Origin of the sequence: Fervidicola ferrireducens (assembly GCF_001562425.1) — a bacterium.
GTDB lineage: Bacteria > Bacillota > Thermosediminibacteria > Thermosediminibacterales > Thermosediminibacteraceae > Fervidicola > Fervidicola ferrireducens.
The window spans coordinates 1-24,974 of the sequence record NZ_LOED01000003.1; the positions used below are offsets into that span (position 1 = coordinate 1).

24 protein-coding genes and 3 pseudogenes are annotated in these 24,974 nt (G+C 45.1%); 4 read left to right on the top strand and 23 right to left on the bottom strand.

Annotated elements, in window-relative coordinates; genetic code table 11:
• The 13 genes from AN618_RS01885 to murJ all read right to left on the bottom strand — a co-directional run.
• Positions 1-799, bottom strand: a 799-nt coding sequence (locus AN618_RS01885; RefSeq protein ID WP_187694861.1) for an E3 binding domain-containing protein, incomplete at its 3' end; no start/stop codon positions are given.
• Between the two features lie 32 nt (positions 800-831).
• Positions 832-1,809 (bottom strand): alpha-ketoacid dehydrogenase subunit beta, encoded by a 978-nt coding sequence (locus AN618_RS01890; RefSeq protein ID WP_066351392.1) that lies wholly within the window; start codon positions 1,807-1,809, stop codon positions 832-834.
• A gap of 31 nt (positions 1,810-1,840) precedes the next feature.
• A complete protein-coding gene (gene pdhA / locus AN618_RS01895) occupies positions 1,841-2,800 on the bottom strand; it encodes a pyruvate dehydrogenase (acetyl-transferring) E1 component subunit alpha (RefSeq protein WP_066351393.1) in 960 nt (319 codons plus the stop codon).
• A gap of 88 nt (positions 2,801-2,888) precedes the next feature.
• Positions 2,889-4,181 carry an NAD(P)H-dependent oxidoreductase gene (locus AN618_RS01900; RefSeq protein ID WP_066351394.1) on the bottom strand — a complete coding sequence of 431 codons (1,293 nt, stop codon included), beginning with the start codon at positions 4,179-4,181 and terminating at the stop codon, positions 2,889-2,891.
• A gap of 23 nt (positions 4,182-4,204) precedes the next feature.
• Positions 4,205-4,576 (bottom strand): PTS glucitol/sorbitol transporter subunit IIA, encoded by a 372-nt coding sequence (locus AN618_RS01905; RefSeq protein ID WP_066351395.1) that lies wholly within the window; start codon positions 4,574-4,576, stop codon positions 4,205-4,207.
• A gap of 75 nt (positions 4,577-4,651) precedes the next feature.
• Positions 4,652-5,650 (bottom strand): PTS glucitol/sorbitol transporter subunit IIB, encoded by a 999-nt coding sequence (gene srlE / locus AN618_RS01910; RefSeq protein WP_066351396.1) that lies wholly within the window; start codon positions 5,648-5,650, stop codon positions 4,652-4,654.
• Positions 5,651-5,663: 13 nt separating this feature from the next.
• The gene (srlA, locus tag AN618_RS01915) at positions 5,664-6,188 is read right to left on the bottom strand and encodes a PTS glucitol/sorbitol transporter subunit IIC (RefSeq protein WP_066351398.1); all 525 of its coding nucleotides are present in this window, start codon (positions 6,186-6,188) and stop codon (positions 5,664-5,666) included.
• A gap of 73 nt (positions 6,189-6,261) precedes the next feature.
• Positions 6,262-6,654, bottom strand: coding sequence for a transcriptional regulator GutM (locus AN618_RS01920; protein WP_083514989.1), 393 nt, complete (start codon positions 6,652-6,654; stop codon positions 6,262-6,264).
• Positions 6,655-6,748: 94 nt separating this feature from the next.
• Positions 6,749-7,720, bottom strand: coding sequence for a sugar-binding transcriptional regulator (locus AN618_RS01925; RefSeq protein WP_245628347.1), 972 nt, complete (start codon positions 7,718-7,720; stop codon positions 6,749-6,751).
• A gap of 37 nt (positions 7,721-7,757) precedes the next feature.
• Positions 7,758-9,173, bottom strand: coding sequence for an ATP-binding protein (locus AN618_RS01930; protein ID WP_066351407.1), 1,416 nt, complete (start codon positions 9,171-9,173; stop codon positions 7,758-7,760).
• A 168-nt stretch (positions 9,174-9,341) separates the two neighbouring features.
• Positions 9,342-9,569, bottom strand: coding sequence for an amidohydrolase family protein (locus AN618_RS01935; RefSeq protein ID WP_066351409.1), 228 nt, complete (start codon positions 9,567-9,569; stop codon positions 9,342-9,344).
• A 29-nt stretch (positions 9,570-9,598) separates the two neighbouring features.
• On the bottom strand, positions 9,599-11,146 hold the full coding sequence (locus tag AN618_RS01940) for an ATP-binding protein (protein ID WP_083514990.1): 1,548 nt from the start codon (positions 11,144-11,146) through the stop codon (positions 9,599-9,601).
• 49 nt (positions 11,147-11,195) lie between these two features.
• On the bottom strand, positions 11,196-12,755 hold the full coding sequence (murJ, locus tag AN618_RS01945; protein ID WP_066351411.1) for a murein biosynthesis integral membrane protein MurJ: 1,560 nt from the start codon (positions 12,753-12,755) through the stop codon (positions 11,196-11,198).
• 226 nt (positions 12,756-12,981) lie between these two features.
• On the opposite strand from murJ, the gene AN618_RS01950 reads away from it, so the two are divergent.
• The 4 genes and pseudogenes from AN618_RS01950 to AN618_RS01960 all read left to right on the top strand — a co-directional run bounded on the left by AN618_RS01950 (position 12,982) and on the right by AN618_RS01960 (position 17,761).
• Positions 12,982-14,469: an AAA family ATPase gene (locus tag AN618_RS01950; RefSeq protein ID WP_066351413.1), complete on the top strand. Its 1,488-nt coding sequence runs from the start codon at positions 12,982-12,984 to the stop codon at positions 14,467-14,469.
• Positions 14,470-14,650: 181 nt separating this feature from the next.
• Positions 14,651-15,835: pseudogene (locus tag AN618_RS01955) on the top strand (ATP-binding protein); the annotation flags it as partial.
• A 128-nt stretch (positions 15,836-15,963) separates the two neighbouring features.
• Complete coding sequence (locus AN618_RS14125) at positions 15,964-16,053, top strand: hypothetical protein (protein WP_425402667.1); 90 nt, start codon at positions 15,964-15,966, stop codon at positions 16,051-16,053.
• A gap of 37 nt (positions 16,054-16,090) precedes the next feature.
• Positions 16,091-17,761 (top strand): AAA family ATPase, encoded by a 1,671-nt coding sequence (locus tag AN618_RS01960; RefSeq protein WP_066351417.1) that lies wholly within the window; start codon positions 16,091-16,093, stop codon positions 17,759-17,761.
• Positions 17,762-17,797: 36 nt separating this feature from the next.
• Here the strand turns inward: AN618_RS01960 and AN618_RS01965 are convergent, their stop codons facing one another.
• From AN618_RS01965 to AN618_RS02010, 10 genes and pseudogenes are all read right to left on the bottom strand, one after another.
• Positions 17,798-18,067 (bottom strand): hypothetical protein, encoded by a 270-nt coding sequence (locus AN618_RS01965; RefSeq protein ID WP_066351419.1) that lies wholly within the window; start codon positions 18,065-18,067, stop codon positions 17,798-17,800.
• Positions 18,039-18,431, bottom strand: a complete 393-nt coding sequence (locus tag AN618_RS01970) for a hypothetical protein (protein ID WP_066351423.1) — start codon at positions 18,429-18,431, stop codon at positions 18,039-18,041. The genes AN618_RS01965 and AN618_RS01970 overlap by 29 nt, the downstream gene beginning before the upstream one ends.
• A 25-nt stretch (positions 18,432-18,456) precedes the next feature.
• Positions 18,457-18,720, bottom strand: coding sequence for a DUF3467 domain-containing protein (locus AN618_RS01975; RefSeq protein ID WP_066351425.1), 264 nt, complete (start codon positions 18,718-18,720; stop codon positions 18,457-18,459).
• A 52-nt stretch (positions 18,721-18,772) separates the two neighbouring features.
• Positions 18,773-19,204, bottom strand: a pseudogene (locus AN618_RS13940) (polysaccharide biosynthesis protein); the annotation flags it as partial.
• A gap of 7 nt (positions 19,205-19,211) precedes the next feature.
• A complete protein-coding gene (locus AN618_RS01985) occupies positions 19,212-20,111 on the bottom strand; it encodes an LCP family protein (protein WP_066351434.1) in 900 nt (299 codons plus the stop codon).
• 18 nt (positions 20,112-20,129) lie between these two features.
• Positions 20,130-21,062 carry a GDP-L-fucose synthase gene (gene fcl / locus AN618_RS01990; protein WP_066351648.1) on the bottom strand — a complete coding sequence of 311 codons (933 nt, stop codon included), beginning with the start codon at positions 21,060-21,062 and terminating at the stop codon, positions 20,130-20,132.
• A complete protein-coding gene (gmd, locus tag AN618_RS01995; RefSeq protein ID WP_066351436.1) occupies positions 21,055-22,107 on the bottom strand; it encodes a GDP-mannose 4,6-dehydratase in 1,053 nt (350 codons plus the stop codon). The genes fcl and gmd overlap by 8 nt, the downstream gene beginning before the upstream one ends.
• Before the next feature lie 17 nt (positions 22,108-22,124).
• A complete protein-coding gene (locus tag AN618_RS02000) occupies positions 22,125-22,871 on the bottom strand; it encodes a WecB/TagA/CpsF family glycosyltransferase (RefSeq protein ID WP_222926234.1) in 747 nt (248 codons plus the stop codon).
• Positions 22,871-24,065: pseudogene (locus AN618_RS02005) on the bottom strand (glycosyltransferase family 4 protein). Before AN618_RS02005 ends, AN618_RS02000 begins: the two are co-directional and overlap by 1 nt.
• Positions 24,065-24,964 (bottom strand): glycosyltransferase family 2 protein, encoded by a 900-nt coding sequence (locus tag AN618_RS02010; RefSeq protein WP_066351438.1) that lies wholly within the window; start codon positions 24,962-24,964, stop codon positions 24,065-24,067. Before AN618_RS02010 ends, AN618_RS02005 begins: the two are co-directional and overlap by 1 nt.
• Positions 24,965-24,974 lie beyond the last annotated feature (10 nt).

The window sequence follows — 24,974 nt, forward strand, 5'->3', positions numbered from 1 at the left end:
TCATTTCCTGCACTTTCGGGGCGAGCTTCTCCCGGAGTTCCAGAACTTTACTCATATCAACTTCCAGTGTGAGGTAAAAGTGCGGAATTTCTTTCTTTGACTTCGTCATCTTCTCGGAAATCGCCTTCCTCATTCCGGTCCACGGGATCACGCTGTATTCCTGCTTTGCGCTGGAGGCGGCTTCAACAGCTTCCATGACATCCCGCTTCGTAATCCTTCCCCCTTCGGGCTTTTCTATTAGCGAAAGGTCGATACCCTTTTCCTGCGCGATCTTTTTTGCAACGGGCGTCGCCCGAACCTTTCTGGACTCTACAAATGCGAGCACATCTTTTTCAACGATGCGGCCGTCGGGCCCTGTGGGAGTCACCATCCTCAGGTCCACTCCGTGCTCCCGGGCCACCCTTTTTGCCGCCGGCGATGCCTTTATTTTCCCGGCCATTTCATCATCTCTGGCATCGGTTTCATCCAGCACCGGCTGATCTTCCGTTCCAGATACATCTGCCCGGGCTTTTAGCAGGGCATTCGGCCCGCCAGCTTCTCCTAGTTCTGGGAGGGGTTCGTCCTTTTCCGCTATTACGGCTATCTCTTTCCCTACCTCCACCACCGAGCCTTCAGGGGCCAGGATCTTCCTCAATATCCCGGATGCGGGCGCTTCCTCCTCCAGATTTACCTTGTCGGTCTCTATTTCCAGAAGGGGTTCGCCCTGCCTGACTTCCTCCCCTTCTTTCTTCAGCCACCTTAATATGGTGCCTTCAGTCATCGTAAGTCCCAGTTTCGGCATCCGAACTATTTGGCCCATTTTCTCACTCCCTTAAATTTTTTGCCCGCAACTTATCGCAATAAGTCTTTGACGGCTTTTACGATATCTTCCACCTGAGGTACCGCATGCCTTTCAAGATTGGGATTATAGGGTATGGGGATATCTAGACCCCCTAACCTCTTCACCGGAGCATCCAGATAATCGAACGCCTCGCTCCCGACTATTCCTGCGGCTATTTCCGCTCCCCATCCGAAGCTCACCGGGTCGTCCTCCACTATCAGGACCCTCCCGGTCTTCTTGACGGAATCGATGATGGTCTTCATGTCCAGAGGCTTCAACGTCCTGGGATCTACGACCTCCACGTCTATTCCTTCCTTTTCCAGTTCCTTTGCAGCCTCCAGTGCCCTCAAGACCATTATGGAGCCCGCCACGACGGTGACGTCATTCCCTTTCCTCTTTACGTCGGCCTTGCCCAGGGGAAGTACATATTCATCGTCGGGCACTTCTCCCTTTACCCTGTAGAGCAGTTTGTGCTCGGCAAAGAGCACCGGGTTGTCGTCTCTTATCGCAGCCTTTATGAGCCCCTTTACGTCGTACGGAGTGGAGGGCATCACCACTTTGAGCCCCGGGAAATGGGCGAAAACCCCCGGGAAGCTCTGGGAATGCTGGGCCGCCGCACCGGTGCCGCATCCCATCGGCGCCCGGACCACCATCGGCACCTTCGCCTTGCCGCCGAACATGTACCTTATTTTGGCCCCCTGGTTTATGAGCTGGTCCATGGCCAGGGTCAGAAAGTCGAAAAACATTATCTCAACTACCGGCCTCATGCCGGCGACGGCGGCTCCCACCGCTATCCCCGTAATCGCCTGTTCTGAAATCGGGGTATCTATTATCCTCTCCTCTCCGAACTCTTGGACTAAACCCTTCGTAACCCCAAAAGCCCCTCCATATATGCCGATATCTTCGCCGAGTAGGAAGACTTTCTCGTCTCTCAACAGCTCCTCCCTCAAGCCTTCCCGCAGAGCTTCTATATATAACTTTTCAGCCATGGTTATTTCCCCCTTTTATTGAAGAAAATCTCTATGCATATACGCCATCGGCGATATCTTCTACGGAAGGTTCCGGGCTATTTTTGGCATACTCTATAGCTTCTTGAATCTCCCCTTCGACTTCTTTTTCGATTTTGTCCAGCTCTTCTTCGGTGGCGACTCCCTCTTCTACAAGTTTTGCCCTGTACCGCTTTATCGGGCACTTCTTCTTCCATTCTTCTATCTCTTCCTTGGTCCTGTAAACGTTGGCATCGCTCTTGGAGTGCCCCAGCCAGCGGTAGGTCTTGGCTTCAATAAGCGAGGGCCCTTCTCCCCTTCTTGCTCTGTCCACTGCTTTTTTCACCGCAAAGTAAACCGCCTCCACGTCATTTCCGTCGACTATCTCGCCGGGCATGTTGTACGCCGCGGCCCTGTCCGCTACGTTTTCCGCCGCGGTGGACTTTTTGAAAGCCACGGACATGCCATACTGGTTGTTTTCGCAAACGTAGACCACCGGCAGTTTCCACAAAGACGCTATGTTTAACGATTCGTGGAAGACCCCCTGGTTGTTCGCCCCGTCACCGAAAAAGCAAAGGGTAACCTTGCCGTCCTTTTTCATCTTGGACGCCAGGGCGGCGCCCGTGGCTATGGGTATGCCGCCGCCTACTATGCCGTTAGCCCCGAGGTTGCCCGTCTCGATATCGGCGATGTGCATCGACCCTCCTCTGCCCCTGCAGTAGCCCGTCTCCTTGCCCAGAAGCTCTGCAAACATCTGGGGGAGCTTCCCGCCCTTCGCTATGCAGTGGCCGTGTCCCCTGTGGGTGCTGGTAATCATATCGTCCTTTTCCAGGGCCGCAATCGCACCAACGGCAGTGGCTTCCTCGCCTACCGAGAGGTGGCAGGTGCCCCATATCATGTTGGCCTTGAAGAGCTTATCCACTTCAAGCTCGAAGCACCTTATCTCGTACATTTTCCTGTACATCCAAAGCTTTTTCTCCGCAGTCAATTCCATAGCCATATCACCTCTGATTTTTAATCTAAAATTTACCCGATCAAAAATAGATGTGGAGCAATTTTCATGCCATTTTACATAGCTGACCTTAACCTATCAACTTTTCCTGCAGCCTCCTAAGCTGCAAAATCAGTGAACTTTCATCTAACTTTACCGCATCGTAGGTTATCACTTCGCCCTTTTTCACATCTTTTGTCATAACTACATTTTTATTAACAAGTCCTATAGGTAAAGCTCGTTCTTTTTTAGCATTCTCGTATGTGTCTATAATTCCGTAAACCGTAAAGCCGCCTATGCCGTCCAGGTGCTCTCCAGCTTTCAAATCCTTTTTGGCCACCGCTATGGTCTCGGACACCGGCGCCCCTTTGGGAGCTATGGTAGGCTCTTTGTAAATATAGGCCCTTGCTGCAGAAAGCGGAGTCTCTATGCTGGCCAGGTGATAAGGACGGTAAAAGACGTAATTGGGTCCCGGCCCCATGGAAAGGTAGGCCATCTCTTCCCTTATCGCTTCGAGCTTTGTTGTAACTATGACGAAAACGCCCGGCGCCACGCCGTTTACGTATTCCACCACTCTGTAACTATCCAGGATGCCGCCTTCTTCCTTCAACCTGAATATCTCCGGCAGCTCCTTAACCGTCGCCGAAGGCCCTATTAGTCCCCTCCTTGTGGGAAGAAAGCCCGTTGCGTTGGAGACGGCGGTGAGCTCCACCATGGTCTTGGTGCCGTCTTTGAAGGATGCCAGCATCTTCGGGTTCATCTTCTTCTTTTGGGCCTCTTCCCTTACGGATTCGGGATTGGCTTCCAAATCCACAGGGTTGTTCTTCCCCTTGCCGGCGACCAGCACCTCAAAGCCCATGGCGTCGGCAAAATCGTAAAGCTCCTTTATCGCCCCGGGTTCGTCACCGGCAGATACAGTATATACCACGCCGGCGCTGTCCGCCATCTTCTTCAAGATCGGCCCCACGGTGACATCCGTCTCCACGTTCAGCATGACAATGTGCTTCCCGTTATATATGGACTCCAGGGCAATCTTGGCCCCCACTTCTGGTATTCCGGTAGCATCGATCACCACATCTATCGGTATGCTTTTAGTTACCGCGCTGAAATCCTCGGTCACCGCATACTTCCCCCTGCGGACGATTTCCTCCACTTCCGAAGGGGTCCTTGCCGTCAAAATGTCGTCCGGCGAAACACCTGCCAAAATATACGCCTTTTTTGCCTCATCCAGCCGGATGTCGCAGACCGCCGCAACCCTCATTCCCTTCATGCAGAAAACCTGGCTCACAAGGCCTATCCCCATCTGCCCTGCGCCTATCAGGCCCAGGTTTATCTTTTTTCCACTCTTTTCAAGCTCGAGAAGTTTTGAATTCAGATTTAACATCTTAATCTTGCCCCTTTCCTTTGTTAATCTTCTTGCCCTTTTACTATATAAAACTCCTCGCCCACCTTCAAATCCGGCAGGGCCTTCTCTTCCAGGTGGATATTGCCGGGCAGTTCCGCTTCTGCTTTCCCGTCGAATTTCAGGCACACGTGCCCGATGTTCTTCAAATTTTTGTTGGCCACCTCGCCAACGGCCGTTATTCTGTATCCCGACGCCCCTATAAAGAGGAGGTCCCCCGGCATCACTTCGCCTTGAAACTTCCCGCCCCGGTGAACCACCGAAATTTCTTTCAGCTCTTCCGGGGCGCTTTCGTCAAACAGGATTATCATGTTCTGATTTTTAAACTCCTCCACCATGTCCCCTATTGAAACGATGGTAGCTTCAAACTTTTTCATAAAAGTCCTCCTTCATCGAAGTTGTCTTTCCAAAGGTTATGGCGCCGCAAGGCGCCATAAACCAAATCACATTATTTAACCGTAAAGGCCGAAACTGAAAAGATACGCGATCAACACCGCCAGGGGACCCGTTATTAGGCGCGATATCAATATCGCGCCCACGCCTATCTCGACGGTCTCCGGCTCCGCCTCCCCGAGGCTGAGGCCCACGGGGATGAAGTCGCAACCCACCTGAGGATTTATGGCAAAGAGCGCCGGCAACGCGTACTGCGGCGGCACGTTGCCCTTGCCTATTTCCACGCCGACCAGCACGCCGACGACCTGCGCTATTACGGCTCCCGGCCCCAAGAGAGGTGAGAGCACCGGAAGCGCGCATATGACGGAGATCAGTAAAAGTCCCGGGAGAGTGCCGGCAAGAGGCGAGATGACGTTGGCTATCCAGTTTCCTATGCCGGACTTCAGTATTATACCGATGAGCGTCGCCACAAATGCCATAAACGGCAGGATATTTTTTACAATCTGGTCAATGGTTTCCCGGCCGGCCTGGTACATTATGCCCACGACTCCGCCCATCCCGCGGCCGATTCTCTCGATAAATCCCATGGGTTTTTTCGCGGCGCCGCCTACGTTTTGCGGTTTCTCCGCGGCGGCCTTTTCCGGTTCACCGTCGTTTCCTCGCACTACCGCATATTGCACCTCATTGCCTTCAGCCAAAGTTATGTTCTCCGGTTTTACTCCGGAGACGTATATGTCAGCTGTGATGTACTGCGCCAAGGGCCCCGCCTGTCCCACAGGAGTGAGATTTATAGTGGGTATCCTCTTTTTCGGGTAAACGCCGCACCTTGCGGTGCCTCCGCAGTCTATAACCACGCAGCAGATCTCCCTTTCGGGGACGGATGACTTAAAGCCGTCCACAGCTACCCCACCGGTGAGCTCTGCTATCTTCTGCGCTACGGGGTCGATACCTCCGCCGGTTATCGAAACTATTTTGTCCCGGCCTTCTTCGGGCTTTATTATAAGCGGACCACCCCAGCCGCCGGGACCCTTTTCCACCTTTACAGCCCTGTAATCCATACTCGCAAACCCCCTATACAAGTTCTCTCTGCCTCATCATTCTCAGGGTAAGCCTTTCCGTCACCAGACCGCGTATGAATATAACTATGACGCCCACTATAAAGTACCTGACGGCCAGATCTCCTAAGGGCAGTCCGAGCTGCTGAATCCCCTGCGCTATGCCCATGTATACGAAAAGTTCTGCCGGGTTCGCATGCGGGAAAAGCCCGGTTATGGGGTGCACGAAGGAAACCGCGGCGTCGTAAAACGCGGGCTTGTACTTTTCGGGCAGGAACCTGCCGAAAGTGTAAGCCATGGGGTTGGTGAGGAAAAACACGGCCATCACCGGCATTACGGTATAGCGAAGCAGAGTGTATTTACCTAAATTTTGAGCAATGCGGTTTATCCTCTCCTGGCCTACGAATTTTATAAATGCGTTTACTGCGGTCATCAAGGTTATCAAGGTAGGTAAAATGCCACCCGCAAGGTTCAAAAACACCTTTCCGCCTTCCTGAAATAGGCCGATGAAACCCTGGGCAAAATTCGCCAAAACGTCCATTCAACTTCACCTCCAAAAAAATTCTTACGGCCGTTTTCGCTTAACTTTTAAAAGTTTGGATATCACCCCCAATTCAGTTTTTTTCCTTTAGCATTTCGAGTGCATTTTCCAGGGCTTTTTTCAAACTGCCGCTTTTTTCGGAACTCAAATAATAAGAAACCTCCTGCAAATACAGTCCTTTTATCTCATCAAATTCCCTGAACCTGGCAAAAACGGTCATGCCGCTCATCCTGTAGGCCTCGACTATTTTCCCATCGTCGTCTACTGCAATCAAAACTATGCTACCAGGCGAAAATCTCCCCTTTGAACTCCCTAGGCCCACCCGACCCTTCTTCTTCAGTTCCCTTATTTTATTTTGCAGATTTCGCACTTGAAAATACGTCAAGACTCCCTGCAAAACCCATAGTATGGCGATGATTCCTAAAATTTTGAGCGTCATCAAATCCTCTCCTGAACATTTGTTCATTTTAATAACATATGTTCTTTAATAAAAAAATAGCATATTTAATTTATTATGTCAATAGTTGTGAAATTAATAACAATTTAAAAAGGTCCTGAACTCAGGACCTTATATATTCCGCCACCAGAGAATAAGCAGTCTTTTCATCTGTAATCAGTACATCAAGGTATCTACCCTTCAAAGCGGCCAGTATGGCTCTTTGCTTTTCCTCACCGCCGGCTATCCCCACCACCAGTGGAATCTTTTTTATACCTTCCAAAGTTATGGCAATCACCCTGTCATTTACCTCAGGGCAACAAGGATTTCCATCTTCATCGAAAAACCGTGAGCACATATCGCCGCAGGCCCCCGCTTGCCGGAGAATCTCCAGCTCCCTTTCCGAGAAATAACCCGTTTCAAGCATGGTAGAATTCGGAGCGAAAGGCGAACCTATCCCTATCAGTGCGATATCCACCTTCTCCGCCATTTCCAGAACCTTTTTTATATTCCTGTCGGAAAGGAGCGTATTTTTGACCTCGACGCTTTCTACCAAGGCTGGCGCGTGTAAGAGCTGCCACTTTCCGCTAAAGCATTTGGCCAGATTCATCACTATCTGGTTTGAGTGAAGGTCCATCCTTGTCTGTCCGACACCACCCACCAGGGGTATAAAAGTGACATCCATCTTCGGGGCGTTTTTTATGTACTCTGGCACATAGGCGAGAGTGGTCCCCCAAGAAACGCCCACCAGGTTTTTTTCTCTTATCGTTCTCAAGAGGAAATCGGCCGCCGCTTCGGCCAGGTACCTTTTCAGTCTTTCTCCTTCGTCAAAAGGAGTTACAATAGCTTCTTTCAAGCCGAAGCGCTTTTCCAGGATGTCTTCGAGCTTTGCGAAGCTCCCCTCGTAATTTATCTTTATCTCGACTATCCCTTCCTCCCGGGCCTTCTGCAGGAGCCTGGAAACCGAAGGCCTCGAGATGCCTAGCTTATCGGCAATCTCCTGCTGGGTCTTATTTTCATCGTAATACATGTGGGCTATCTTAATTAAAAGCCGCCTGTCCCTCGATATATTCAAACGCGCCACCCTCTTTATCATCGGTTCATAAAATAAGAAAATGTTCAATTTATTATAACTATTTATCGTTGTCCCTGTCAATTGCTTCGGTTTCGTCAAATTGTTGAATTAGCAGGACATTATTATTATGCTTTGCAAAATTTATCACATCATCCGCAAAACCACTTTTTGAAAACAGCACATAGTACTTATCATCGCAATCAAACAATGCACTCTTTTCTATTAAATCGTTCAAAACAGTTATATCGACCTTCCTATTTTGCCACTTGCACTCGCCGAATATCGCGCTATTCTTTCTTAATGCCACAATATCGATTTCTTCTTCTCGTTTCTTATAAGGATTGTTCCCCCACCACTTGCCTATCTTTTCAAAAATAAAGGGCAGTTTCTTGTTTTTATTTAAAATTTTAAGGTAATCTATGCATATTTCCTCATAAACTTCTCCAATAAATTCATTCATAAAAGGTTTAATCTTATTTTCCAGAACTTCGTCAATCAATCCTTGTTCGATTAAAGCTTTGTTGCTAAAGACAAATCTATACCAAAACCTAAAGAAATTATCTTTAATTTTATAAATGCTCTTCCTGCTCCTTTCCCTCAAATCAACAGGAGTTATTTTTTCCACGATCTTTAAGTCTATTAATGTAGAAATGTATTTCGAACATTTATCAGTTTCTACTCCCACTTTTGTAGATATCTCGTTCAATTTGCTGCTCCCACCGGCTATTGCTTCAATTATCGAATTATACAAAGCAGGTTCCCGCACTTCCTGCCTCAACAGCAATTTCGGTTCTTCATAAAGGTATGATGCTTTGTCCAAAATTTTAGTTTTAATATTTTCGTATACACCTTTTGAGCCGTCAAAGTTAGCCAAATACTGAGGGACTCCTCCTAAAACTCCGTACGCAACCACTTGATTTTCAAAATCGTAATCAGGAAAAAATTTTCTAGCATCAAAAAAATTAAATGGTTCTACTACAAGCTGTGCAGTTCTTCTTCCATAAAGCGGACTTTTATAGCTCAAAACTTCTTTTTCAATAAAACTAACGGAAGAGCCGCAGACAATCAAAAAAAGCTTAGTATCCTTTAGATGATGGTCTATTAAATTTTGCAAAAGTGATGGAATACTTTTATTCGAATTAACAATATAAGGAAATTCATCAATCACAACAACCAGCCGTTTGTCCTTTGCCTGCTTTGCTAAAAATAGAAACGCCTTTTCCCACGACTCGAATCTACTCACTAATCCGCCAAGTCCAAAATAGGACAATATTTTATCCGAAAAAGACTCAAGAGCGATTTTATCATTGTATTCTTCAGCGACAAAAAATATAGACGGCTTATCTTTACAGAATTCCATCAACAGTGTCGTCTTTCCCACACGCCTTCTCCCGTATATAACAACAAAATGAAATCGGTCTTCAGCATAAAGTTTATTTAATGTACCCAGCTCGTATTCCCTGCCGACAAACATAACGTTTTCCTCCCAAATTACTAACTCACAAGTTACTAACTTATAAGTTACTTACTTTGGAGTTAGTAATATTTTCTCATATTATACCACAAAGATAAACTTTTATGCAAATAATTAAAAGGGCAGATCCCCTACTCTGCCCTTACTCGCAATCCAAAATCTCTTAAATTAGTTTTCCTTGACAATTTGACCTTCTTTAACGACCAGCCGTATTTCGCGTACAGCTTTAATATCCTCAAGGGGATTGCCGGCGACTACGACCACGTCGGCTAGCTTACCCGGCTCCAGGGTACCAACCTTGTCGGCAATACCGAGGAGCTCGGCGCTGACGCGTGTTGCGGCTTCCAGGGCCTGCATTGGGCTCATGCCGTGCTTTCGCAGTTGTTTTTTTAACATGAAAAAAAGCTGCTTTTTCGACGGGCATTTTATATTTTAACCTTCTCCACATCAAACCCAACAATATTCCTTTTTTCCTTGCTGAATTCCACACCTATAAGGTAAACTTCGTTAAACTTTGCGACATATTTTTCATAATATCTTTTGTTCTTAAGCTGTTCAATAGCCCTGCCTTCCGGAACATATTCCACCACTTTGAATTCAAATATATATACCCTGCCACCCAAAAACACGCTCATATCAATTTTGCCATAGTTGGTGGCATCTTCTGCAATTACCTTAAAGCCTAGAGAAGAAAAGTAACAGTAAAATATGCTCGCATAATAACCTTCATATCCGGCCAGGTCGTTCTTTCTATACCACTCAGCGGGTATTGAAGCAAAAAAGGAATGAAATGCTTCTTTCATCTTTTCAAAATCGTTTTCCAGAACCGCCTTATAAATCAACGTCCTGTTTATTTCTTTCTTCCTGTAATCTTCTACAAGATAGTTCAACAAATAATTGGACAAACTGTACTTTACTTCCAAATTGGGGAAGCCCAATTTGTACCTTATCAGGCCTTCCCTGCCTTCCTTGCTTTTTATAGTAAGGTATCCCGCTTGAAACAAAAGATTCTCGACGTAAATGTGATCTAAATCAAAACTCCCGATAAGCTCTTCCCCTACCTCTAAATCTTCAATGGATGGTATGTAGTATTTATTCTCAACCATAAGCTTTATCAAAAAAGTAGGCGTCCCCGTCTCGAACCAAAAGGCCCGGAAATCTTTTTCACTGAGGAACAAGAGTACATCAAAAGGGTTATACACGGGCTCTCCAACCCAGCTGTAGCCGTTGTACCACTCCATTAATTTTGTAAGGTCAATCCCCTCTAATCTATCCCAGAAAACCTTTTCCAGTTCTTCCTGAGTATACCCGCAAATCACCGCGTACTCGGGGTTTAGCGTAATGTCCTGCAAATTATTTAAACCGCTGAAAAGGGAGACCTTTGAAAACTTGCTGACGCCCGTGATAAAAACAAACTTTAAATACTGGTCCGCATCTTTTATGACCGAATAAAAATTTTTAAGTTCCTCTCTTATCTCTATCGCCAGGTCTCTATCGGTTATCCGATCCAAAAGGGGCTTGTCGTACTCGTCAACAAGGACAACCACCGGGGCATTATACTTTTCGTATATCTTTTGTATCAACTCAAAAAATCTTCCAGTAATCGTCTCAAATTCTAACTGAATGCCGTATTCTCTGCTATTTCTTTCCAGTATTTCTCTCTCAATAGTCTTTAACTCATCAAGGTTTCTAACAGCTCCGCTGCCGAAGTTAATACTGATCACAGGATATTTTTTATCCCAATCCCAGTTATTTTCCAAATACAGTCCTTTGAAATATTCCTTTTTCCCTAAAAATGCCCACTTTAAAGTGTCGACAAATAAACTCTTGCCAAACCTTCTTGGCCGGGATAAAAAATAATACTTGCCGTTGTCGAGTAGCTTTTTGACAAAATAGGTTTTATCCACATAATAATAGGGTTCTTCCCTCATGACTTTAAAACTCTGGATACCTATCGGCAATTTCTTATACACTCTTTTCACCTGCTCTTCAATACTCCAAACTCCTTTTTGGTTTATTATATCATTTAAAAATACCGCTCATCAAATTGTTGAATGTAGAAAAAAGCCACCTTGCCTCTTCCACTTTTAAAAGATAAATCAGCGCAAAATAAAATAACGCGCCAAAGGTGATCATGAGCCCTAATGCCACAAGACTCAATAATTTCCCCGCACTTTCAATATAACCGGCAAAATTCCTATATAGCAAAAGCACCAAAAGCCCCATCGCTGCCGACGAAAGGGCGCTTTTTGCGAAAACCCCGGCAAGCTTTTTGCCCCCTAGCCCCCCTAACTTCTTCCTGAGGTTAAAAATAAGAAGCACCGTGGTCAAAGCCGCCGACAGGCTCGTCGCCAGGGCAAGGCCGCCATGCCCCATCTGCCTCACCAGTATCAGGTTCATCGCTATGTTGAACGCCACGGTCATCATGCCGTTCACCATCGGCGTCCTGGTATCCTGAAGCGAATAAAAGGCCCTATTCAATACGTCCCTCGCTCCGTAAAACACCATCCCGAGCGAATAGTACACCAGCGCCGACGCCGTCATAGCCGTCGCCCTTCTTGTAAACTCTCCCCTTTCGAAAAGCAAGGAAACTATCGGGAAACTTAATACCAGAGCTCCAGCAGTTATAGGGAGGATGATGAGCATAATGACATTTAATGATCTAACGAGCTTGTCCTTGAAACCTGCCAGGTCCTCCTCTGCCTTGAGCCGGGAAAGAAGGGGATATATCACCACCGAGATGGACATGCTGAATAGGCCGTAGACAAAGCCGTTCAGCCTGTTTGCAAAATTTAAAGCCGAGATGCTGCCTTCCGGAAGGCTTGATGCCAGCATCCTGTCTATCGTAGTGTTGAGCTGCTGCACCGCCGTCCCCATCATGACGGGTACGGAAAGAGACGCTACTTTTATCAGGTCCGGGTCATTAAGGACGAAGATTTTTTCAAACCTGTATCCTTTTTTGGCAGCCCCGAATAAAAGTATCAAAAGCTGCGAGAGGGCCCCTAAAAGCGTGGCAATCACGAGTCCGTAAGGCCTTGCGCTGCCCAAAAAAATCATCGCAAATATCAAAATGAAGTTGTACGGTATCCCTATGAACGCCGGAATTGCAAATTCACCGTTAGACTGCAAAAAGCCCTGAAAAATATTGCTCAGGCCTATGAATAATACCATCGGGAAGGCTATCCTGGTAAAAGAAACCGCAAGTCTTAAAGTTTCGCCCTCGAAGCCCATGGCGATAAACGAAACTATCGGCCTTGTAAAAATCAGGCCGAGAAAAGTGAAAGCCAAGCTTACAACGAGCACCGCATTTACTACTTTATTCGTAAATTTGACCGCCTCTTCTTCGCCTTGGCCAATCTTAATCTTCGAATAAAGGGGTATGTAGGTGGTGGCTAAAGCCGCGGTCACTGTCGCAAAGAGCACCTGGGGTATAGTCTGTGAAACCAGGTAGGCGTCGGTGATGTAAGTCGCACCGTAGGTGCTCCCGAGGACTATTTCCCGCAAAAAGCCGGTGATTTTGCTAAGAAGGGTTATCACCATTACTACGACGGCTGCTTTTTTGTAGCTTATCTTATCCTGCACAGCAAAACCCCCCAATGTAAAACCACTACTTACACATATATACTCTTGTTGCTTCGCGCACTTTGACTTTACCCTTAGTTATTATATCACAAAGCGTTCTAAGGTTGTCCACATAATAAAGGGTTTACTCCCTTTTCGGCAGGAGAACAGCGCAATTCAGATTGGGGCCGATTAGTTTTTGTGATATAATATTCTTAATCTTATCCTGACTTACAGGGGTGATATCTTGCTTTTGCCATCCGGGATAGAAGACTTCAAAGATATTATAGAAGGCAATTACTACTATATAGATAAGACAGGGCTCATAGGCGACCTTTTGCGCGACGGCGCAAACGCCATCCTCATCACCCGCCCCAGAAGGTTCGGAAAAAGCCTCAACTTCTCTATGCTCAAATACTTCTTCTCCAACGAAAAGGATTATTCATACCTCTTCAAAGGGCTAAAAATCGAAAACGACGAAGTTGCGAGAAAGCACCAAAACAAATACCCGGTCATACATATAACCTTCAAGGATGCAAAATTTCAGGATTGGAACATGGAATTTGAAATGTTGAAAAAGATAATAAGCAGGACTTACACGGAGAAAAAATACCTCCTGGAAAGCGACAAAGTGGAAAGATGGGATAAAAACTTTATTGAAAAAATCATCGAAGGAAAAGGGGAATATGTGGACTACGCCGAGTCGTTGCAAAGGCTAATAAGAATGCTTGAAGACCATCATGGGGAGAAAGTAATCCTTCTCATAGACGAATACGATGTGCCGATAGAGAGCGGATACGTGAACGGATATTACGAAAAAGTCGTGGACTTCATGAGGTGCATGCTCACCGCAGCCCTCAAGGGAAATAGCTCCCTCTTCAAGGGACTCCTTACAGGAGTTTACAGAGTCGCAAAGGAGGACATCTTCTCCGGTCTCAATAACCTTGTGGTCTACACCATCCTCGACGACTTCTACTCCCATTACTTCGGCTTCACCGAGGAAGAAGTAAAGAAAATGCTCTCCGACTTTAACATGGAGGATAAATACGAAGAAATAAAGGAATGGTATGACGGCTACTTCTTCGGAAGCGCAAAGAGCATCTACAACCCCTGGAGCGTTATTGAATTCGTGCGCCGCAAGGTCGCACAAGCCTACTGGATTAACACCTCCGGAAACGACCTCATCAGGGAACTTATTCTAAAGAGCCCTTCCCACGTAAAGCAAAAGATAGAAAAACTACTATCGGGCGAGGGCCTAACGGAGATGATAGAATCCACCTGTGCTTTGAGGGATTTGAAATACGAAAACGGCTCGATAAACGAGAGCGCCATGTGGGGCTTATTCCTGTTCGGCGGGTATTTAACTCCAAAAAGCAAGAAAATAGACAGCACCTTCGGGCAGTGGGTGTGCGAGCTTTATCCACCCAACAAAGAAGTGCTGGCCTTTTACAGGACGACTATAATAAACTGGCTCAAAGGCCTCGGTTTTGAATATGGAAAGATAGAGCAAATGTTAGAGTATCTTTTTGAAAAGAAAGGTGAAGCATTTGAAAGGGAGTTCAACGAAATTCTCCTGAAGGTGTCAGAAGATGACCCCGAAAAGGATGCGCAAAAGGCGCTTGACCAGATAGAAAATAAAAAATACGAGACAGATTTAAGGGGCAGGGGAATCAGAGATATCGTGAAAGTAGGCATAGCCTTTAAAGGAAAAAGCTGCTCCTGCAGGATGGCATGAAAAAAGCTCTACCACCAAGCTTTATCCCATGCCGGGCGCACATAAAGAAAGCCACGCATAATTGCGTGGCTGTTTGTTATCCTTCCTTATATAGTTAACGATTATTATACTTTACATTATTATAATTTTGGGTATAATAATTAATAGCAACATTGCAACATTATTCCTTGAGGTGAACAAAATGTTTGTCGGCAGGAAACAGGAGCTGGAAATTTTAGAAAAAGAATACCAGAGGCGCGGGGCTTCTTTCGTAATTATCTACGGGCGAAGGAGAATTGGAAAGACTTCTCTTATCAAGGAATTCATAAAAAACAAACCCGCTTTGTATTTTCTAGCAACGGAGGAAATAGAAGATGAGAATATGAAAAACTTTCAAGACAAAATCACATCTCATTTTAACCTGGAGTTATTTAAGGACGTTTATCTGAAAAACTGGGAAAAAATTTTCCAATTAATCCCTGAGACGAAGGAAAAATTTATAATCGTGATAGATGAATTTCAATACCTCACCATGACAAACAAAGCTGTCCCCAGCATCTTTCAGAAAATATGGGACGAACTTTTGTGCAATAAAAACATTATGCTCATACTCTGCGGATCTTACGTAAACATGATGGAGAATCTTGCCCTCTCCTACAGCAGCCCCCTTTTTGGCAGGAGAACAGCGCAAATCAGATTAGGCCCTCTTAATTTTTTTGAGGCCAAATTGATGTATAACGACGAGAACACAGAAAAAAACATAATACGCTACAGCATCACCGGCGGTGTGCCCAAGTATATAGAGATGTTTGATTACAAAACTCCCGACATATATAAGGCCATAGCCGAAAATATCCTGAAAAAAGGAAGTTTCCTCTACGAAGAGGCGGAATTCCTGCTGGAAAAAGAAGTTGAAAAGAATATAACTTATTTTTCAATATTAAAGGCAATAGCAATGGGCAACCACAAATTGGGCAAAATAGCCTCGACACTTTCCATGCCCGTATCTTCAGCAATAAAATACTTAGATACTTTGCAAAAAATGGATATAGTGGAAAGGACAGTTCCTGTGACAGAAGAAAACCCGGAAAAAAGCAAAAAAGGCCTTTATTTTATAAAAGACAATTTTTTAGACTTCTGGTTTAAATTCGTCTTCCCTTATAAGTCATATCTAGAACTAGACAAAGTAGAATACGTGTTAGACATAATAAAAAACAGGCTCATTGAGAGCCACGTTTCCTATACATTCGAGCAGGTCTGCCGCCAATTTGTCTCTTATAAATTCCCTATAACATTTCCCCTTATAGGAAAATGGTGGGACAGCTCGGACGAAATCGATATAGTTGGCCTAAACCACGAAGAAGAAATCTGCCTTTTCGGCGAATGCAAATTTTCCAACAACCCCATCGGCTTGGAATTGCTTTTCGAACTAAAAGAAAAGGCAAAAAAGGTAAATATTAATACAAACTACAAACCCTACTACGTCTTTTTTTCAAAAAATGGATTCACAAAAGAATTGATAGACTATGCAAGAGAGAAAAAAGAAGTATTTTTATTTACTGTAGAAGATATAAGTTGAATCTTCCCGGTAAACTTCTGATATAATATTCTTAATCTTATCCTGACTTACAGGGGTGATATTTTGCTTTTGCCATCGGGAATAGAGGACTTCAAAGACATCATTGAGGGCAACTACTACTACATCGATAAAACAGGGCTCATAGGGGACCTTTTGCGTGACGGCGCAAATGTCATTCTCATAACCCGGCCAAGAAGGTTCGGAAAAAGCCTCAATTTCTCCATGATTAAATATTTCTTCTCAAAGGAAAGAGATTACTCATACCTTTTCAAAGGACTTAAAATTGAAAAGGACCCCCTTGCATTGGAATACATGAACAAATACCCGGTAATACATATTACCTTCAAGGATGCAAAGACAAGTTCGTGGGAAGAAACCTACGATGTATTAAAAAGCATTATATCAAAAGAATACGACAAGCACTCATATCTTTTGGAATCGGAAAAACTTAGGGAACACCATAAAAAATACATAGTAAAAATTTTGGAAAGGCGGGGCGAACCGGTAGATTACAGGGAAAGCCTCTATAACCTCACATACTTTCTCGAAACCCACTTTGGAAAAAAAGTAATTCTTCTCATAGACGAATACGATGTGCCCATAGAAAGCGGATACGTAAACGGATACTACGAAAAGGTAGTGGACTTCATGAGAGGAATGCTCACAGCTGCCCTCAAGGGAAACACCTCCTTATTCAAAGGGCTCTTGACTGGAGTATACAGAGTAGCAAAGGAGGACATCTTCTCCGGCCTAAACAATCTCGTGATCTACACCATCCTGGACGACTTTTACTCCCATTACTTCGGCTTTACTACGGAAGAAGTAAAGAAGATGCTCTTTGACTTTAACATGGAGGATAGATACGAAGAGATAAAGGAATGGTATGACGGCTACTCCTTCGGAAGCGCAAAGAGCATATACAACCCATGGAGCGTTATTGAATTCGTGCGCCGCAAGGTCGCACAAGCCTACTGGATCAACACCTCCGGAAACGACCTCATCAGGGAACTTATTCTAAAGAGCCCTTCCCACGTAAAGCAAAAGATAGAAAAATTGCTGTCAGGCGAAGGCTTAACGGAGATGATAGAATCCACATGTGCATTGAGGGACCTAAGATACGAAAACGGCTCGATAAACGAAAGCGCCATGTGGGGCTTATTCCTGTTCGGCGGGTATCTGACCCCGAAGAGCAAGAAAATAGACAGCACCTTCGGGCAGTGGGTGTGCGAGCTTTTCCCGCCCAACAAAGAAGTGCTGGCCTTTTACAGGACGACTATAATAAACTGGCTCAAAGGATTTGGTTTTGAATATGGAAAGATAGGGCAATTGTTGGAATACCTTTTTCAAAGGGATGGCAAAACTTTCGAGAGGGAATTTAGCGATATTCTCACAAAAGTTGCGAGTTATCACATGTTTGGCGATGAAGCCGAAAGGGTATATCAGGCCTTTGTCCTCGGGATGCTCAGCGTGCTTACCGAGCGTTTCGAGGTAAAATCCGAAAGGGAAAGTGGTTTTGGCAGGTATGATGTGGTCATAATCGATAGAAAAGCTCCAAGGGCCATCATAATGGAGTTTAAGGTATCGGAAGGCGACCCTGCAAATGACGCGCAAAAGGCCTTGGAGCAGATAGAAAGCAGAAAATACGAGGCGGATTTGAGGGACAGGGGAATAGAAAACATCGTGAAAGCAGGAATAGCGTTCAAAGGAAAAAGTTGCTCCTACAGGATAGCATGAAAAAAGCCCGCCATTAAAGGCGGGGCTCGGCTATTTTTAATTAATTATTTTGGAGTCAACATAATCAAAATCTACCTCAAAAGGTAATATTTTCTTTAAAAATTCTTTATCGCGTTTGCTGTAATCCAAAATTGACGCGCCTATAATTGTATCAGCAAGTTCATCGATAAAAATATACACACCATAATATATTTCTTCAGAGGTTGCAGGATCAGGTTTATCGATAAATATATTTAGTATATCGTATTTTCTGTCGTAATCATATGCTAAAGCCTCTTTAGGAATTCTTACTTTTGTACATATCATAAATTACACCACCAATTAATTTAATTTCACTTGCTTTTCTCAAAATGTAATTAGTAACGACCTCGCCTTTATTTTCCGAGGTAAATTCAACTATAGTTTTCATAATATACAAACGCTGGATTTGAGAATTCTTAAATAATCCTATGTAATCCTGTCTTGTTTCATCTACTATAAGTTCTGAACTCCCATCTTTCACAGGTTTGACATTTTTCAATATGAAAACCGGTTTCTCTATATTCAATCGAATATCATCAGGTGTAGCTTCGCTATGCTTGCTAATATGATTACTCCATGTATCGCTCTTTAATATTATTTGTCTATCCAAAGGATCGTATGTAGAAAAAATAATATTTCCATCATTCATAGTATTTTGTCCCTCTCACAAAATCTCATATTTCCTTTCTGTTTTGATCTTCACTTGGCGGAAGTTTTATTTCCCCAAAAATTTCCTCATAATGCTTTATATTCCGCATCAACAGATTAGCAAATTCTTTTGCATGTTGCGGACTCATGATAATTTTTACATCTATATCTTCATCGGTAATTTCCGGAATTCTTTTCTTCTTTTCTCCAAAGGAAATCCTTATATCATAAAAGCCAAGTTCAATTTGAGCTAAATTTGCATAATAACTTCTTTTAATTTCGTAATCCATAATCAAACTCCTTCGTAGTACTATATTATATCAAAAACTTCATTAAAAATCTTCAAGGCAATATCGTAATCTTTTTCCCATCCTGCATGAAAAGCTTCGCGTCAAACTTCGAGAACATCATTTTCACTTCAGGGTCGGAGGGCATGAAGGTGTTTATTAGGTGTTCCAATTCCTCTTTATATTCTGAAAAACTTTTATCAGCTCTTGCAAGATATATCTTTTCAAACTCCGTTCTGACTACATCTTCTTTTTCATAAAACAACTCTTCATGGAGCTTTTCCCCTGGCCTTAAGCCTATGAACTCTATCTTTATGTCCTTTTCCGGCTCAAGGCCGCTAAGCCTTATCATCTCTCTTGCAAGTTCGAGTATTTTAACCGGCTCTCCCATGTCTAAAACAAATATCTCGCCGCCTTTTGCCATAGCTCCCGCCTGAATTACAAGCTGTACAGCTTCAGGTATTGTCATGAAGTAGCGGGTCACTTCCGAATTGTTATGACCCAATCATCTTTCGTATTTCCTTTAAGTGCTCTTCATCCAATATCCAGTAGCTAATCCCATTGATATATTGACCCTTCCCCTTAAGGAGGACACTTTCCAGCTTTAACTTTTCGAGTTGCTCTGAGTTCTTTAAAAAAGCTATAATTTCGCTTAGAGAAAAATTGGTAGTTAAAACTTTCGGATTTTCAACTATATAATCCAACAGCTCAGTATAAGCATGTTCTTGCTTTATTTCAGAAAATACACTCTGTAAAAACTTTTGCTGCCTTTTTATCCGCTCTATATCGCTGTCCCTAGCATGGACATACCGGAAAGCCTCCTCGCCGGTAAGCTTTACATGACCAGTAGGTATTGGCTTTCCAATATTGAATCTGTTGTTTATATCTTCTTCCACATCAAGGGTAACGCCCCCCAGCCGGTCCACCAACTGCACAAAAGCCGAGTAGTTCAACACCACAACCCTGTCGATTTTTATATCGAGAAGTTTTTCTATCGTTTTTTGCATCAATTCTGCGCCACCGTATGCATAGGCATGGTTAATCTTCGTTACCCCATGCCCCGGGACTTCCACCCGTGAATCCCGGGGTATAGACACTTGAATTATTTTCCTCTCAGCCGGACGGACTGCAAAAAGCATAATTGTATCTGCCCGTCCCCGTCCCTGACGGTAAGTTCCCATAAACTCCCCTGAGTCAACTCCCAAAAGTAGAATATTCACCGGCTTTAGCGGTCCAATCTCGGTTTCCTTAGGCGGTAGAGCAATCTCTTTTTCCATGTTTTTTAAGCTTTTGTATATCTGGTAATACTTAAATCCGGCATAACTTAAAATAACAGCTGCTATGAAAAAAGCTACTATTATAAAGAACCTCTTTTTTCTTCCCAGAGGCTTCACCCTTTCACCATGTGGGGGTTAACAATTGTAGTTACGGACAAACCATTCATACGTGGAGCGAATCCCATCTTCCAGGCGTATCCTTGGCCTCCAGCCTAAATTGAATATCTTGCTAACGTCTAGGAGCTTGCGCGGAGTCCCATCAGGTTTGGTCGTGTCGAATACGATTTCGCCTTGGTACCCTACTATTTCCTTAATTAAATTAGCAAGCTCCGCAATGGTCAGGTCTTCGCCAACCCCAATGTTTATAATCTCAGAGGAATCGTAATTATTCATCAGAAAAAGGCAAGCATTGGCCAGATCATCCACGTGGAGGAACTCTCGGCGTGGCGTACCCGAACCCCAGATAACGACGTGCGGCGCCCCGGCGACTTTTGCCTCATGGAACTTGCGGATCAAAGCCGGCAGAACATGGGAGGTTTCAAGGTCGAAGTTGTCCCCCGGCCCATAAAGGTTGGTCGGCATCACGCTGATAAAGTTTGTGCCGTACTGCTTGTTATAGGCCTGGCACATCTTTATACCCGCTATTTTGGCTACAGCGTAAGGCTCGTTGGTTGGCTCCAGTGCACCGGTCAAGAGGTACTCTTCCTTTATCGGCTGCGGAGCAAACTTGGGATAAATGCAGGAAGAACCCAGGAAGAGAAGCTTTTTCACCCCGTAACGATAGGCTGCATCAATAACGTTGGTCTGGATGAGCAGGTTTTCACGGATGAAATCGGCCGGATAAGTGCTGTTGGCGAGAATCCCGCCTACCTTGGCTGCCGCTAGGAAAACGTATTCCGGGCGTTCAGCCTCGAAAAATTGGTATACTGCCCGCTGGTCGGTAAGGTCTAACTCTTGGCGAGTCCGTGTAACTATATTCGAATAGCCTTCGGCCCGAAGCCTCCTTAAAATGGCTGAGCCTACCAACCCTCGGTGCCCCGCCACATAAATTTTAGCTTCCTTATGCATAGGCATTGGCCATCCCCCTCAGCGCCACCGCGTATCCTGCGTCCTTCAACAATTTTTCTTGGCGCGCGAGCTCAAGATCATGTTCCACCATCATTTTGACCAGCTCCTTAAACGTAACCTTGGGCTTCCACCCGAGTTTCTGCCGAGCTTTAGTAGCATCTCCCAGCAAGTGCTCGACCTCCGTCGGGCGGAAGTAGCGGGGGTCAATCTCTACGTACTGCCGCCAATCCAGCCCCAGTAACCCGAAGGCTTCTTCCAAAAATTCGCGCACCGAATGGGATTCCCCCGTGGCAATCACGTAATCATCCGGTTCATCCTGCTGGAGCATGAGCCACATGGCTTCTACATAATCCCCCGCATAGCCCCAGTCCCGTTTTGCATCAAGATTTCCAAGATAAAGCTTGTCCTGCAGACCGAGCTTTATCCTAGTAGCAGCTCGGGTGATCTTGCGGGTTACGAAGGTTTCCCCCCTCCGTGGCGACTCATGGTTGAACAGAATACCGTTACAGATGAACATGCCGTAGGCCTCGCGGTAGTTCACAGCGTACCAATAGGCTGCCACTTTAGATACCGCGTAAGGGCTGCGGGGATAAAAAGGTGTTTTTTCGTTCTGGGGCGGAGGAGATGCCCCGAACATCTCCGAAGAACCGGCTTGATAGAATCGCACCTTATGTCCAGAGACCTTGATGTAATCCCTTAGGGCCTCCAACAGTCGCAATGTTCCAGTAGCAACCACATCCGCAGTATATTCAGGCTGCTCGAATGAAACTTTGACGTGTGATTGGGCCGCAAGATTATATACTTCGTCGGGCTGCACCTTCTCCAGAATACGCCGCAGGCCCGTGCCGTCCGTCAAATCGCCGTAATGAAGGAACAGGCGGGCCTGTGGGTCATGGGGGTCGCGGTAAATGTGATCGATGCGGTCGGTATTAAAAGTCGAAGCACGGCGGATAATACCGTGAACTTCGTAGCCTTTATTCAACAAAAATTCAGTCAGGTATGAACCGTCCTGTCCCGTGATTCCAGTGATAAGTGCACGTTTCATGCTATCTCCTCCTGAAATTAATATCGCTTGCCAACTAATTGCAAAGCAAACAGAATTAAAAACCGGGGATTGTGTTTAAAATAGCGACGCCACAAGCGTCGTGGTTCCATACACAGGCGGAAAAACCATTCCATACCTATGTTCTGCACCCACCGCGGAGCTTGACGAATCCTGCCGGCGTGAAAATCAAAGGCCGCACCCACTCCGAGCATAACCGCTGGAATTTTACCTCTATGCTCAGCCATCCAACACTCCTGCTTAGGGCAACCAAGACCTACAAATAGTATTCTCGCTCCCGAAGCAGCGATCTGCTTTGTCACGGCAGCATCCTCCTCAGCTGTTAAGGGACGGAAAGGTGGAGAATATTGATAAGCCACCCTTAAATTAGGAAAACGTTTACTTAAATTCTTTACCAAAGCCTGCAGCGTGTCGGGACTTCCCCCGTAAAATCCCACGGGGACGCCCTGGGAAGCTGCGGCCTCGCATACATGCAACATAAGTTCAGGCCCGCAGACCCTCTCCTGGCCGCGCATACCCAGCAAACGCAACCCATAGGCTAGAGGCATTCCATCAGGTACAACCAGATCCGCATTGTTTACAACTTTTCGGAAGGCGGGAGAATCGTATGCTTCCATAACCATGTGCACATTGGCCGCACAGACGTATCGAGATTCCCCTGTTCCTGCCCACTTCAAAATGAGCCTAGTGGCCTCTTGGAAGCTTGTGGCATCCACCCGCATCCCCAGAATATAACGGTGTTCCATCAGCACCTCCCCTTTGCCCGTGAAATGGCCAAGTGATATATATCCATCAACATCTCATAATTCCGCTCAGCCGTGTACTTCGCCTCGTACTCTGCCCGAGCCTCGCGGCGCATCTCCGCCAATTGACGTGGGTGTGTCCAAGCCCACTCTACTTTTGATGCTAGGTCTTCTGGATCGCCAGGGCGGAAGTGGAAGCCGGTGCGGCCCGGGTCGACAAGCTCAGCCAAAGCCCCAATAGCCGAAACCAAAACTGGCGTTCCCTTAGCGAAAGCCTCAATCACCACCCGTCCAAATGTTTCATAACATTCTGATGGCACAAGAACTAAAGAAGCCTCCCCCATTAGGGGATATATATCTTCGATGCTCTTTCGTCCCACCCATTCCACTCCAGGCACTCGCCGCGCCGCTTCAGCTACTTGTTCTGCCATAGGGCCATCACCCGCAATTTTAAGCGGCACCATCCCATTAATTAATTCCCAGGCCTTAAGGAGCGTACTCACTCCTTTCTCGGGAGAAAGGCGCCCCACGAAAAGTACATATCCACCCTTACCTCCACCAATACCGGGATCGGAATAGACAAAATTAGGTTTCACAATTATTTTTTCAGCTGGAAATCCAGCTTCGATAAATTTTCTCCTAGCAAACTCGGTTAGAGCGATGTATACGTCAACCATGCGGCTCCAAGTTCCTAAAGCACGATGAACCGTAAGCATGGTTGCAACTGCGCAGGAAGCCGCTATACTTCCCCTGTAGCAACGGTGCACCACTCCTGACCAAGGAACAAATCGACCCATGCAATCCTCGCAGACATGCCCCTCACGAAAAAAAAAGAGCATCAGGGCATATCAGGCGGTAGTTGTGCAAGGTCTGCACAACCGGTACACCCTCAGCCTTAGCCGCATAATAAGCCGCTGGAGAAATGAGGGGAAAAGTATTATGGAAGTGGGCCACGTCCGGCTTATCTCTCCGAATCAGCGACCGCAGCTCACGGTACACCGCATTGTTCCAAATAGTGGCGAAGGCAAGCGCTAAAGGGTTTATACACTGGATCAAATCATTGTGTATCGTGTAGCCTACCAGATAATGGCCTTTGGATTTAAGTAGTGCAGACTCTGTAGTAAAAACTCGATCCTCTCCACCAGTTTGTTTGTAATAATTGTGAACTATTAAAATAAAATTTCTTTGTAATGTCATCATTTTACTGCTCCAATGTGATTATCTAGTTTCTGCAACAATACCCTATATTTTTGAGCTGTTTCGCAATCTAAAAGCCTAACTCCAAATTTTAATAATTTTCGCTTGCATATATACCAAACGTATTTAATCGGAACGATAAAGTTAAGGTAGAATTTCGTAGGAAATGTTTTACAGAAAAGATCAAAATCCATTTTGCCCCCATCAAGTACATAATCAGCATAATGTTTATATAGCGCATTTTCAATAAAATATTTCCATGTAACAGTTAGACCATTTACACGATATAAGGTTAACGGCTCGTCAATTATCTTAAAACGCGTATTGCGATGGATCCTCCTATAAAATTCATAATCCTGAGCACGGTTAAGACTTTCTTGAAATACACCGTATTGCTTGAATAACCTAGCTCGAATCATGGCTGAAGCATTAATAATTGGCATGTCTTTGCGTGCAAAAGATTTACGTATTTCTTCTTCTGTAATTGGGAAAATTGATTCAAAAAACATTGTATAATCGTCGTTGAAGGCAACGACTCTGGAACATGACACAACCCCTATTTCAGGGCTTTCCTCTAAAATTCGTACCTGCTTTTCAAGTCGATTGGGCAATGAAATATCATCAGCATCAAAAATTGCTATATATTTGCCTCTAGCTATTTCTATACATTTATTGCGGGCCTTGCCTCTTCCACCATGTTGTGCCAATACGATTTTTATTCGTGGATCAACACCAATATACTTCTCTAATATTTGAACTGTACCATCAGTACTACCGTCATCTACTATTATTAATTCCCATTGTGGATAAGTTTGCCAAATTACACTTTCAATTGCGTTACGAACATACTTTCTAACGTTGAAAGTTGGCATTATCACTGACACAACTGGATTTTTCAAGCTTCCCACC

What these genes read in the sequence shown, in the direction of transcription:
- AN618_RS01890 (WP_066351392.1), bottom strand. Translation starts at nt 1,809, where the DNA reads ATGGCTGAAAAGTTATATATAGAAGCTCTGCGGGAAGGCTTGAGGGAG.
- pdhA (WP_066351393.1), bottom strand. Translation starts at nt 2,800, where the DNA reads ATGGAATTGACTGCGGAGAAAAAGCTTTGGATGTACAGGAAAATGTAC.
- AN618_RS01900 (WP_066351394.1), bottom strand. Translation starts at nt 4,181, where the DNA reads ATGTTAAATCTGAATTCAAAACTTCTCGAGCTTGAAAAGAGTGGAAAA.
- AN618_RS01905 (WP_066351395.1), bottom strand. Translation starts at nt 4,576, where the DNA reads ATGAAAAAGTTTGAAGCTACCATCGTTTCAATAGGGGACATGGTGGAG.
- srlE (WP_066351396.1), bottom strand. Translation starts at nt 5,650, where the DNA reads ATGGATTACAGGGCTGTAAAGGTGGAAAAGGGTCCCGGCGGCTGGGGT.
- srlA (WP_066351398.1), bottom strand. Translation starts at nt 6,188, where the DNA reads ATGGACGTTTTGGCGAATTTTGCCCAGGGTTTCATCGGCCTATTTCAG.
- AN618_RS01920 (WP_083514989.1), bottom strand. Translation starts at nt 6,654, where the DNA reads ATGAACAAATGTTCAGGAGAGGATTTGATGACGCTCAAAATTTTAGGA.
- AN618_RS01925 (WP_245628347.1), bottom strand. Translation starts at nt 7,720, where the DNA reads ATGATAAAGAGGGTGGCGCGTTTGAATATATCGAGGGACAGGCGGCTT.
- AN618_RS01930 (WP_066351407.1), bottom strand. Translation starts at nt 9,173, where the DNA reads ATGTTTGTCGGCAGGGAATACGAGCTGGGTACATTAAATAAACTTTAT.
- AN618_RS01935 (WP_066351409.1), bottom strand. Translation starts at nt 9,569, where the DNA reads ATGTTAAAAAAACAACTGCGAAAGCACGGCATGAGCCCAATGCAGGCC.
- AN618_RS01965 (WP_066351419.1), bottom strand. Translation starts at nt 18,067, where the DNA reads ATGATATGTACAAAAGTAAGAATTCCTAAAGAGGCTTTAGCATATGAT.
- AN618_RS01970 (WP_066351423.1), bottom strand. Translation starts at nt 18,431, where the DNA reads ATGAATGATGGAAATATTATTTTTTCTACATACGATCCTTTGGATAGA.
- AN618_RS01975 (WP_066351425.1), bottom strand. Translation starts at nt 18,720, where the DNA reads ATGGATTACGAAATTAAAAGAAGTTATTATGCAAATTTAGCTCAAATT.
- fcl (WP_066351648.1), bottom strand. Translation starts at nt 21,062, where the DNA reads ATGCATAAGGAAGCTAAAATTTATGTGGCGGGGCACCGAGGGTTGGTA.
- gmd (WP_066351436.1), bottom strand. Translation starts at nt 22,107, where the DNA reads ATGAAACGTGCACTTATCACTGGAATCACGGGACAGGACGGTTCATAC.
- AN618_RS02000 (WP_222926234.1), bottom strand. Translation starts at nt 22,871, where the DNA reads ATGGAACACCGTTATATTCTGGGGATGCGGGTGGATGCCACAAGCTTC.